8 protein-coding genes and 1 pseudogene are annotated in these 10,602 nt (G+C 69.7%); 8 read left to right on the plus strand and 1 reads right to left on the minus strand.

Annotation, left to right across the window (positions count from 1 at the left end):
* On the plus strand, positions 1 to 354 hold a 354-nt coding region (locus AC1D01_RS09485; RefSeq protein WP_477865797.1), incomplete at its 5' end, for a DUF938 domain-containing protein.
* Positions 333 to 1,586, plus strand: a complete 1,254-nt coding sequence (locus tag AC1D01_RS09490) for a hypothetical protein (RefSeq protein WP_477865798.1) — start codon at positions 333 to 335, stop codon at positions 1,584 to 1,586. The genes AC1D01_RS09485 and AC1D01_RS09490, both read left to right, overlap by 22 nt.
* 19 nt (positions 1,587 to 1,605) lie before the next feature.
* On the opposite strand, the gene AC1D01_RS09495 is transcribed toward AC1D01_RS09490, so the two are convergent.
* Positions 1,606 to 4,191 carry a winged helix-turn-helix domain-containing protein gene (locus AC1D01_RS09495; RefSeq protein WP_477865799.1) on the minus strand — a complete coding sequence of 862 codons (2,586 nt, stop codon included), beginning with the start codon at positions 4,189 to 4,191 and terminating at the stop codon, positions 1,606 to 1,608.
* Positions 4,192 to 4,351: 160 nt separating this feature from the next.
* Between AC1D01_RS09495 and AC1D01_RS09500 the strand changes: the two genes are divergently transcribed.
* The 6 genes and pseudogenes from AC1D01_RS09500 to AC1D01_RS09525 form a co-directional block, all read left to right on the plus strand.
* Positions 4,352 to 7,225, plus strand: coding sequence for a YncE family protein (locus AC1D01_RS09500; protein ID WP_477865800.1), 2,874 nt, complete (start codon positions 4,352 to 4,354; stop codon positions 7,223 to 7,225).
* A gap of 107 nt (positions 7,226 to 7,332) precedes the next feature.
* Entirely contained in the window at positions 7,333 to 8,682 is a 1,350-nt protein-coding gene (locus AC1D01_RS09505) for an alpha/beta hydrolase family protein (protein WP_477865801.1), read from the plus strand.
* 10 nt (positions 8,683 to 8,692) lie between these two features.
* The gene (locus tag AC1D01_RS09510; protein WP_477865802.1) at positions 8,693 to 9,211 is read left to right on the plus strand and encodes an O-acetyl-ADP-ribose deacetylase; all 519 of its coding nucleotides are present in this window, start codon (positions 8,693 to 8,695) and stop codon (positions 9,209 to 9,211) included.
* Between the two features lie 10 nt (positions 9,212 to 9,221).
* Positions 9,222 to 9,764, plus strand: coding sequence for an ankyrin repeat domain-containing protein (locus AC1D01_RS09515; RefSeq protein WP_477865803.1), 543 nt, complete (start codon positions 9,222 to 9,224; stop codon positions 9,762 to 9,764).
* A 139-nt stretch (positions 9,765 to 9,903) separates the two neighbouring features.
* Entirely contained in the window at positions 9,904 to 10,314 is a 411-nt protein-coding gene (locus AC1D01_RS09520) for a DUF4259 domain-containing protein (protein ID WP_477865804.1), read from the plus strand.
* A gap of 115 nt (positions 10,315 to 10,429) precedes the next feature.
* A pseudogene (locus AC1D01_RS09525) lies at positions 10,430 to 10,602 on the plus strand (IS256 family transposase); the annotation flags it as partial.

Below are 10,602 nucleotides of genomic sequence, written 5' to 3' on the forward strand. Positions count from 1 at the left end.
GTGCTGGCGGCCGAGTGGCCCGGCGTGCCGGCGCAGGTCGATGCCGTCTTCTGCGCGAACATGATCCACGCCGCGCCCTGGGCCTGCTGCGGCGGGCTGATGCGGGTTGCGGCGCGGCATCTCGCACCGCAGGGCGTGCTGATCACGTACGGCCCCTACCTGGAAGACGGCGTGGAGACCGCGCCGGGCAACCTCGGCTTCGACGTCGACCTGCGCGTGCGCAACGCGGCCTGGGGTCTGAGGCGGCGAGAGGACGTTGAACAGGAGGCCGCGCAGTCCGGGCTGGCGCTGCGCGAGCGGGTGGCGATGCCTGCCAACAACCTGCTGCTGGTGTGGGCGCGCAGGCTGCACTGATCCGGCTCGCAGGTGCCTCGGTTGCGCATCCTCGCGAAATCAGCAATTCACCGATGGCCTCGATGGGGCGCAGCGACTACAACCCCGTCATGACGCATGCCAGGACGCTTCCGCTGCAGCGCAGGCCCCGCCCTGCGACATCCGACCGCGAGCTGGCGCCCGCGCGTGCCGGCGCCTTCGACCGCAGTCCGCGTCTGCTGGCCCAGCGCCGGGAGGTCGAGGCGATCCAGCAGTCTGCGTTGCTCACGGCCCAGCGGCAGGCACTGTCCGCCGTGTTCGGGCCTTCACGCGCCCCGCTGGCGGGTCCGTTCACTGCGCAGTTGAAACCCTTGAGCAAGAAGACGCTGAACGTCGTCGGCGAGGAGCATGACGAGACGAACCTGCCTGGACGCCCGGCCATCGAGAAGCAGATCGCCCGGAACGAGGCCGAGGGTGATTACTGGAACGAAAGCGCGTTCAAGGCGCGGGACAAGGTGTGGTGGGAGACGGCGGGGAACCGGATCGGTGCGATCGACGACAACCGGGCCGCGGCGGATCCGATGGTGTTGCGGGCCAACTATTCGAGCGTCGTCGCGTGCAGCGGGGCTGATCGCCTGCTGCGCTGGATCGAGGCCAAGGGCGACGGGCCGATCGACGAGGACGGGCCTGGCAAGGCCGAGCTGATGAAGGCGCTGACCGGCAATTGCAATCACGTGCTGGCCGGCCTGATGGCGCTGCAGAGATCCGGCGCGACCCGCCCGGAATCGGAGGACTGGGGCGACAGCACCGGCGGGGAGGCGACGGCCCTGAAACTCCTGACTGCCTTGGCGAACCGCAGCTTCGATCCCGTGCTGGCCCTGTGCCGGCGGGCGGCGAAGTGCACCGGGCTGGGCGAGCTGCGCGACCAGATCGCGGCGGACAGGGAACTGATCCAGGGGGTCAAGGACGTGATGGAACAGGAAGGCCCGAAGCTGCTGCAGACGGCTCGGGCGAAGTGGAAGGCCCCGCTCGAGCGCGAAGAAGGGCAGCGCGGCCCGCTGACCGGGACGGCCCCGGCGAGATTCCTGCGCTCGATGGCCATGGGCCGGGGCGCCGAGACCCGCAGCGAGACGCTGGGCGTCTGGAAGGTCGGCGATTCGCACGTGGCCGACATTGCGAACCAGGCACCGCCCGGCGCCTACACGATGCTGACCCGAAAGGAGTTCAACGACGAGTACGCCGAACGCTACAAGCTCCCGCTCAAGGGGGACTGAGGCCGGCGAGCGGCAACTGTCAGACCAGCCGCAAAGCCCGAGCACGGACCAACGCCTCGACGCGCGTCCCCACGTCCAGCTTCGCAAAGATGTTCTTCACGTGCCACTTCACGGTGGTCAACGAGATCTGCGCCCGCGCGCTGATCTGCTGGTTGCTCAGCCCCTGGGCCAGCAGCGCCAGCACCTCCAGCTCGCGCGCCGTCAGTGCATCCACCGCATGGGCGGCACGCGCCTCGCCGCGCCCGAGCGCTGCACCGAACACGCGCAGCACGTGCTCCGGCACCAGCCGGCGCATCTGCGGCATCGCGAGTGCCGCCACCAGCACCTGGTGGAAGCTCGGGTTGTCGTCGAACCAGCTGCGCGACGGCGCATGGCCGCGCGCGCGCAGCAGCGATTGGTGCAGGCACTGCAGCGCCTCGTCGCGCGCACCGGCCTCCCACAGGTTGCTGGCCAGTGCCGCTTCGATCGCATGCAGCCGCAGCACGTGGCCGGCTGTCTCGGCGCTGCTGCGCAGCACCTGCAGCACGGCGCGCGCCTCATCGCGCCGCTGCGCATGCGACAGCAGCGCGGCCTGCGCCATGCCGCGCCGCTCCCAGGCCTCGTCATAGGGCCGCACGGCCTGCCACTCGGCCGCATCGACGACGCCGAACTCCGCCGCCGCCTCGCGCGCCCGCTGCGGCTCGCCGAGCGCCAGCCACAGCCGCACCTTGTCGAAGCACACCTGCGCCGCGAAGCGCCGCTCGTGGCTGCCACCGAGCACGCCGTGCAGGTAGTCGAGCAGGCGCATCGCGGCCTCGGGCTCGCGTTCGGCCGCATGCACGCGGGCCTGGGTGCGCGCGGCCGCCACCAGCGTCTCGTAGGTGCCGCCGGCCTCCACCAGCGGCAGCAGCTCCTCGCACAGCGCACGCGCCTCGGGCAGCCGGTTGGTCTCGTAGCGCAGCACCGCGAGCGCGGTCGCCGCATTCGCCCACGCCGCATTGCGCGGGCCGTGGCGCGTGCCGGCCCACAGTGCCTCCACGCGGCGCGCGGCCGAGCCGAAATCGCCCTTCGCCCGCTCCACCATCGCCAGCACGCTGCTCGCATAGCCCTCGCCGTACGGGCTGATCGGCTGCAGGATCTCGCGCGCACGCATCGCGAGCCGCCACGCGGCGTCGAAGCGGTGCGCGCAGAACAGCGCATACGCGCGGTTGACCAGCTGCAAGCCGCGCAGCTGGGCGTCGCCATCGCTCTCGTCGGCCGCCGGCATCTCGACGCCCAGCGCCGCATGCTCGCCGAGCATCGCCTGCAGGATCTGCTGCAGCGTGCGCAGGTGGAAGCTGAACGGTGCGCCGTCGTGCGTCGCCGGGTCGGCGGCCAGGTGGCGCAGCATCGCGCGCGCTTCATCAAAACGGCGGCACAGCACCAGGCAGGTGGTGAAGGTCATGCCCAGCGCCGGCCGCGCCAGCCGCTGCGGCGCAGGCAGCCGTTCGCACCAGCGCACCACCTCGGCGATGTCGCCCGATTGCTGCCAGCGTGCGGCGGCACGTTCCATCAGCTCGGCGCACCACGCCGGCTCGCCGGACTGGAAGGCATGCGTCAGCGCCTCGGCGAAGCGCAACTGCGCCGCATACCAATGGCTGGCGCGTGCGTGCAGCGCGCGCTGGCGCGCCGGGTCGGCGGCGAGCCGGCTGCGCAGGAAACCGAGGAACAGCGGGTGGTAGCGGAAGGCGAGGCCATGGCTGTCCTGCGCGGTGACGAAGAGCTGGTGGCGCTCCAGCTTCTCGAGCACCGCCTGCGAGCCGTCGCGGCCGAGCAGCGCATCGCACAGTTCGGCGGTCATCGCGTCGACGATGCTGGTCGAGACCAGGAACTCCTGCAGCGCCGCCGCCTGCTCGCTCAGCACCTCTCGCTGCAGGTAGGCGGCGATGTCGACGTGGCCGCCGTCGAAGTCGCCGTGGTCACCGTGTTCRAGCAGCCCGAGCTTGACGCCCGCCGTCCAGCCCTGCGTGATCGCCAGCAACCGCTCGGCGCGTTCCCGGCTCAGCGGCTCGGGCATCAGCTTGCGGCCGAGTTGCGTGACCTGGCCGAGGTCGAATGCGAGGTCGCCGCCGTCGAGCACCTCCAGCTGGTCGCGCAACCGCCACGTCGGCAGGTTCAGGCCGGGCATGCAGCGACCCGACAGCACCCAGTGCACGCCGGGCGCGCACACTGCCAGCAGCGTGTCGAGGAATGCGAGGCAGGACGGGTCCTGCGCGTGCTGCACGTCGTCGATCACGATCAGCAGGTCGCCGCTGCGCTGTGCGAGCAGTGCCTGCAGGGTTGGCACCGCACCGTCGATGCCGGGTGGCGATGGTGGCTGCACGCCGACGGCCGCCACGCTGGCCAGCAGCCGCGTCGCCAGCGCCCGCGGGCTCGGCACCGGCCCGTCCAGCGTCAACCAGGCCACCGCGCGCCGCTGCCTTCGGTTGCGGAACCACTGCGTCAACAGCGTCGTCTTGCCGGAGCCGGCCGGCGCGGCCACCAGCACCAGGCGCAGCTTCGAGGCGGCATCGAGCCGCGCCATCAGGGCGGGTCGCGAGACGCTGGAGGGCGCCAGCAGCGGGGGCTCGATCGTCGTTTCTGACATCGCGGCGGCCGGGGGAGGTGAAGCCCTGGTTGGGGAGGCGCGGCAGTGTAGCGCCCCCTCCCTGCGGAGGGGGCGCGGCGGCGGGGCGCTCCGTACGATCGTGCGGCGAGCCACCGTCAAGGCAGCCCGCAACCCTACAAAGAATCAAGGAGACACACACATGCAAGCGCATCCCATGCCGGGCCGGGGCAGCCCCCGGTCTGCCCTGTCGTTGTTGTCGTCGTTGCGGTCACTGGCGGGCCTCGTGCTGGCCCTGTTGCTGTTCGGGCCGTTCGCGGCGCACGCGCAGGCGCCGTCCTTCATGCAGTTCGAGAGCGGCCCGGTGCGGCCGATGGCGATGTCGCCCGACCGCACACGCCTGTTCGTCGCCAACACGCCCAACAACACGCTGGACGTCTTCAGCATCGGCAGCGCCGGCCTGCAACTCGCCGCCCGCGTGCCGGTGGGGCTGGAACCGGTCTCGGTGGCGGTGCGCAGCAACACCGAGGTGTGGGTGGTGAACCACCTGTCCGACAGCGTCAGCATCGTCGACCTGGGCGGCACGCCGCGCGTGGTGCGCACGCTGCTGGTGGGCGACGAGCCGCGCGACATCGTGTTCGCCGGCAACCCGGAGCGCGCCTTCATCACCACCGCGCACCGCGGGCAGCAGCGCAGCGATCCGTCGCTCGCCGGCGTGCCCGGTGCCGGCGACCCGCAGCTCACGACGCCCGGCATCGGGCGCGCCGACGTGTGGGTGTTCAACCCCGCCAGCCTGGGCAGCACGTTCGGCGGCCTGCCGCTGCGCATCATGAGCTTCTTCAGCGACACGCCGCGCGCGCTCGCGGTCAGCCCCGACCGCAGCACCGTCTACGTCGCGGCCTTCAAGTCGGGCAACCAGACCACCACCGTGCTGGCGGGCATGATCTGCGGCGGCTTCAACCCGAACCTGCCGTGCCTGGGCCCGAACTTCAAGATCGTGCCCGGGGGCAACCCAGGCCCGAAGACCAACTTCGAAGGCAAGCAGGCGCCCGAGGTCGGCCTGATCGTCAAGTTCAACAAGGCCAACGGCCGCTGGGAAGACGAGCTGAAGCGCAACTGGAACAACGCGGTGCAGTTCAGCCTGCCCGACCGCGACGTGTTCGCCGTCGACGCCAACACGCTGGCGCCGAAGACCGCCTGGTCGGGCGTCGGCACGGTGCTGTTCAACATGGTCACCAACCCGGTCAGCGGCGCGGTCTACGTCTCGAACACCGAGGCGATCAACGAGGCCCGCTTCGAAGGCCCCGGCGCCTACGCCGGCCACACGGTGCAGGGCAAGCTCGCGCAGACGCGCATCACGGTGCTGTCGGGCGCGACGGTGTCGCCGCGCCACCTGAACAAGCACATCGACTATTCGAAACTGCCGGGCAACCCCGGCTACGACTGGACGATGAAGAACCATTCGCTGGCGATGCCGCTCGACATGGCGGTCACCGGCGACGGCCGCACGCTGTACGTGGCGGCGTTCAGCTCCAGCCGCATCGGCGTGTTCGACACCGCCGAGCTGGAGAGCGACAGCTTCAACCCGCGCACCGCGAGCGCGCGCTACATCGAGCTGGCCGGCGGCGGCCCGAGCGGGCTGGTGCTCGACGAGGCGCGCGGCCGGCTGTACGTCACCACGCGCTTCGACAACGCGGTGAAGGTGATCGACCTCGCCTCGCGCACCACGCTGTCGTCGGTGGCGATGAAGAACCCCGAGCCGGCCGCAGTGCGCAACGGGCGGCCGTTCCTGTACGACGCGCGCCGCTTCTCGGCCAACGGCGAGGCCTCGTGCGCGAGCTGCCACACCTTCGGCGATGCCGACGACCTGGCCTGGGACCTCGGCAACCCCGATGACCGCGTCACCAACAACCCGATCACGAAGAACCTGTCGTCGCCGCTGGAGATCGCGCTGGGCAAGCTGCTGTTCGGCGTGAAGTCGCCGGTCAACGGCAGCGACAACGCCAACGAGTTCCACCCGATGAAGGGACCGATGACGACGCAGACGCTGCGCGGCATGCGCAACGCCGGCGCGATGCACTGGCGCGGCGACCGGGCCACCGGCATCTTCGGCAGCAGCGGCACCGACAGCACGCTGTCGTTCAAGAACTTCGCGGTGGCCTTCGAGGGGCTGCTGGGCGGCACCGCGCCGCTGAGCGAGGCCGAGATGCAGCAGTTCGCCGACTTCCAGATCCCGGTGATGCTGCCGCCGAATCCGATCCGCAAGCTCGACAACACGCTGACCGCCTCGCAGCAGCGCGGGCGCAGTTTCTACAGCGGCACGCGGCCGTCGGACGGCATCGACCTGGGCGCACTCGGCGGCCTGACGATGAACCAGACGGCCTTCACCTGCGAGGGCTGCCACCGGCTCGACCCGGCCAGCGGCTTCTTCGGCACCGGCGGGCGGGCGAGCTTCGAGGGCATCACGCAGATCGTGAAGATCCCGCACCTGCGCAACATGTACCAGAAGGTCGGCATGTTCGGCTCGCCGCGGGTGGAGTTCTTCGGCGCGCCCGACACCGGCTTCCTCGGCGAGCAGGTGCGCGGCTTCGGCTTCGTGAACGACGGCTCGGTGGACACGCTGTTCCGCTTCTTCACGGCCAAGGTGTTCAACCCGCAGCTCACGGTGGGCTTCCCGATCCTCGACCCGGACGCGACGCGGCGCGACGTGGTCGATTTCATGATGGCCTTCGACAGCGACCTCGCGCCGATCGTCGGCCAGCAGGTCACGTTGAACAGCGGCAACGCGTCGGCGGTGGCGGGCCGCATCAACCTGCTGCTGCAGCGCGCGGCGACGCCGTTCACCTCGAAGGAACTGGGCGGCGCGACCACCGAGTGCAGCCTGGTGGTGCGCATCGTCGAGGGGGGCGTGTCGCGCGGGCTGCTCTACAACCCGACGGCGCAGGCCTTCGTCGCGTCCGACGGCAGCCAGCGCAGCGACGCCGCGGTGCGGGCACTCGCGACCGTGCCGGGGCAGGAGGCGACCTACACCTGCGCGCCCCCGGGGTCGGGGGCACGCATCGCGTACGACTCCTGAGCGAGGACTTCAGGCTGCGCTGCGGCGCAGCTTGACGGCCGGGGAAATCGACCGGTTCAGCCAGCGGGTGGGACACTCGCCGTCTCACCGGCTGGAACAGGATCCCCATGTCTGAACGAGCAGCTCCCTTCGTGCGCGGCGTGGCCGTGATGGCCTGGCTGTGCAGCCTGGCGCTGCCGATGGCGTCGCAGGCGGCAGAAGAGCCGGCGATCGACTGCGGCGTCGGCGCATACCGGCTCGACGATGGCGGCATCGTCGACGTGGGCACGTCGCGGGGCACCTCGCTGCGTTGGCGCAGGCCCGATGGAACGACGGGCGCCTTCGAGACCCAGGGCCCGGCGGTCGGCGTCAGTTCGCCGGGCTGGACGCAGCGGCCCGATGGCCGACAGGTGCGCATCGACTGCGCGCAGGCCGGGATCGATTTCGGTGGCGTCCACGGCCGCCGGCTCGCGCTGCCGACGATCGACGTGCGGTTCACCAGTGACGGCACGACGCTCGCGGGCCGCCTCGTGATGCCTGCCGGTGACGGACCGGTGCCGGTCGTCGTGCTGCTGCAGGGCTCGGAGCACGACTCGGCGATGCGCTTCGACTCGCTGCAACGGCGCTTTCCGGCCGCAGGTGTCGGCGCCTTCGTGTACGACAAGCGCGGCACCGGGGCATCCGGCGGGCGCTACACGCAGGATTTCGAGCAGCTCGCGCGCGATGCGGTCGCGGCGCTGCAGGAAGCCCGGCGGCTGGCCGGCCGGCGCGTGGCGAGGATCGGATTCCACGGCCCGAGCCAGGGGGGTTGGGTCGCGCCGCTCGCGGCGAGGATCGCGCCGGTCGATTTCCTCATCGTCGGCTACGGGCTGGCGGTGTCGGTGCTGGACGAGGATCGCGAAGCGGTCGCGATGAACATCGCGGCAGCCGGCCACGGCCCGCAGGCGTTGGCCGGTGCGATGGACCTGGTGGATGCCTGCGGTGCGCTGGCGCTGAACCCGGTGCCGGCGGTGTTCGACCGTTTCGCGCGGGTGCGGCAGCGCTACGAAGGCGAGCCGTGGTTCAAGGACGTGCGCGGCGACTTCTGCTACCTGCTGCTGGGGCTGAAGACGAAGGAGGAGCTTGCAGCGTTCGCGCAGCACCTGAACGCCGGCACGCCGTGGCTGTTCGACCCGATGGCGACGATCGCTGCCGTGACGGTGCCGCAGTTGTGGGTCCTTGCGCAGGACGACCTCGAAGCGCCGAGTGCAGAGACGGCGCGCCGCCTGGCCGTGCTGCGGCTGGCCGGGCGGCCGATCGCGACGGCGGTGTTTCCGAAGACGGAGCACGGCATCTACGAGTACGAGACGGCGGCCGACGGCAGCCGCACCTCGACGCGCCAGCCGGAGGGCTACCTGCAGCTGATGGTCGACTTCGCGTTCGGGCCGGTACTGAAGCCGGCGTATGGCACGGCGGTGCCGGCGCGGCCGGATCGCTAGACTGCCGGCCATGACTGCCACGCTTCGCGCCCTTCGCTCCGACATCACGACCCTCGCCGTCGACGCGATCGTCAACGCTGCCAACTCGTCGCTGCTGGGTGGTGGCGGCGTGGATGGCGCGATCCATCGCGCGGCCGGACCGGACCTCCTCCATGAATGCCGACTGCTGGCCGGCTGCAAGACGGGCGATGCGAAGCTGACGAAGGGCTACCGGTTGAAGGCGAAGTACATCGTCCACACCGTCGGGCCGGTCTGGCGGGGTGGCGAGCACGGCGAGGCGGACCTGCTGGCATCCTGCTACCGGAGGTCGCTCGAAGTCGCCGGCGCGAAGGGCGTCAGGTCGCTGGCGTTCCCGAGCATCAGCACCGGCATCTACGGGTATCCGATCGACCTGGCGGCACAGGTCGCGGTCCGCACGGTGCGCGGCCATCCCGCACAGTTTCCCGAGTTGGAGGAGGTGGTGTTCTGCTGCTTCTCGGCCAGTGATCTGGCGGTCTACGAGCGGGCCATCGATGACCGGGCGAGCTGAATCTGAGCCGGTGTCATCCATCGAATTCTGGGGCAACCTGCTGCGCGATCGCTCGGAGGCGGATGTGATCGCGTTCGTTCGCCGACAGCCTGAACTGGTGAACGTGCCGGATGCCGTGTCGTCCGAGTACGCGTTGGAGCAAGCCGTTTTCCACGAGAAGTGCGAACTGGTTCAGGTGCTGCTGGACCTGGGCGCCGATCCGGATCAATTGAACGACCAGGGAAACCTGGCGCTGCATACCGCCATCCAGCTGTTCGAGCATTCGCCGGAGGTCGCCTTGCAACTGGTCGAGGTGCTGCTGGCGCGTGGGGCCGATCTCGAAGCCCGCGGGTTCCCGGATTTCACCGCGCTGCATCGGGCCTGTGCCGTGAATGCCATTCCGATCGCGATGACGCTGATCGACCGCGGTGCCTGCCTGACGGCCGCAGCAGAAGCGTGGGTGGACGGCGGGCGCACGCCGCTCGATGTGGCCTTGACCCATCGGCATCGGGAGCTTGCGGCGCTGCTGCGAAACCGGGGCGCAACGAGCGTCGATGATCTTCCGACGGCCTGATCCATCCGGTCTCGCTCCGCTCGTTGAAGCGCCGCAACGATCAAGTCCATGGAATTTCCGTTGCACGGGCACAGGAAATTGTGGAGCATCTGTTTCATCAGGCCTGAGAGGGCGTTTGAGAGCTCAAGAAGGAGTGCACATGGGAACCTGGTCTGTTGACCCTTTCGGGAATGACGATGCTGCGGATTGGGCCTACGGGCTTGAAGAAGCCGACGACCTCGGCCCCATCGAAGAAGCGATCGACGCGGTGCTTTCGGTCGGCGACGACTACCTGGAAGCGCCGGAGGCGTCCGTTGCAATCGCGGCCATTGAGGTCCTGGCCAGGCTGGGAGGCAATTCCGGCGAGAGGACCTCGTACACGGAAATTGCCGACAAATGGGTGGCCGACCATCCACTCAAACCGTCGGTGGAACTGGTGGACAAGGCGCAAGCCGCAATCGCTCGCATCCTTGCCGAGAATTCCGAGTTGGTGGAACTCTGGCAAGAAAGTGATGAATACGACGCCTGGCAGGCTTCTGTCGATGATCTGCGGGTGCGAGTCGGTGCCTGATGATTCATGGCTGTCTGACGGATCATCCGGGCCAGCCCGGCCGAGCGAAGTTTTCCGGCTTCGAGCCTGTCAGTAATTTTGTGTGCGAGGCATAGCATGACGACCAGGAGCATGTATGCCAAGCAAGACGAAGACGAAGAACGAGGCGATCGCTGCGAGGACGGCGGCGCTGCCGAAGATCCCGAAGGAACTGCTGGATCAATTCCCTCAAGGGCCGATGACGGCCGAGGCGATAGCGGAAGCGTCGTCGGCGTTCAAGAAGGCGCTGATGGAGCGGGCGCTGGGTGG

Source organism: Rhizobacter sp. P3_B12 (assembly GCF_056402895.1).

Bases quoted from the DNA above. Each gene is read 5' to 3' on its own strand.
- AC1D01_RS09500 (WP_477865800.1), top strand. From the start codon at position 4,352: ATGCAAGCGCATCCCATGCCGGGCCGGGGCAGCCCCCGGTCTGCCCTG.
- AC1D01_RS09505 (WP_477865801.1), top strand. From the start codon at position 7,333: ATGTCTGAACGAGCAGCTCCCTTCGTGCGCGGCGTGGCCGTGATGGCC.
- AC1D01_RS09510 (WP_477865802.1), top strand. From the start codon at position 8,693: ATGACTGCCACGCTTCGCGCCCTTCGCTCCGACATCACGACCCTCGCC.
- AC1D01_RS09520 (WP_477865804.1), top strand. From the start codon at position 9,904: ATGGGAACCTGGTCTGTTGACCCTTTCGGGAATGACGATGCTGCGGAT.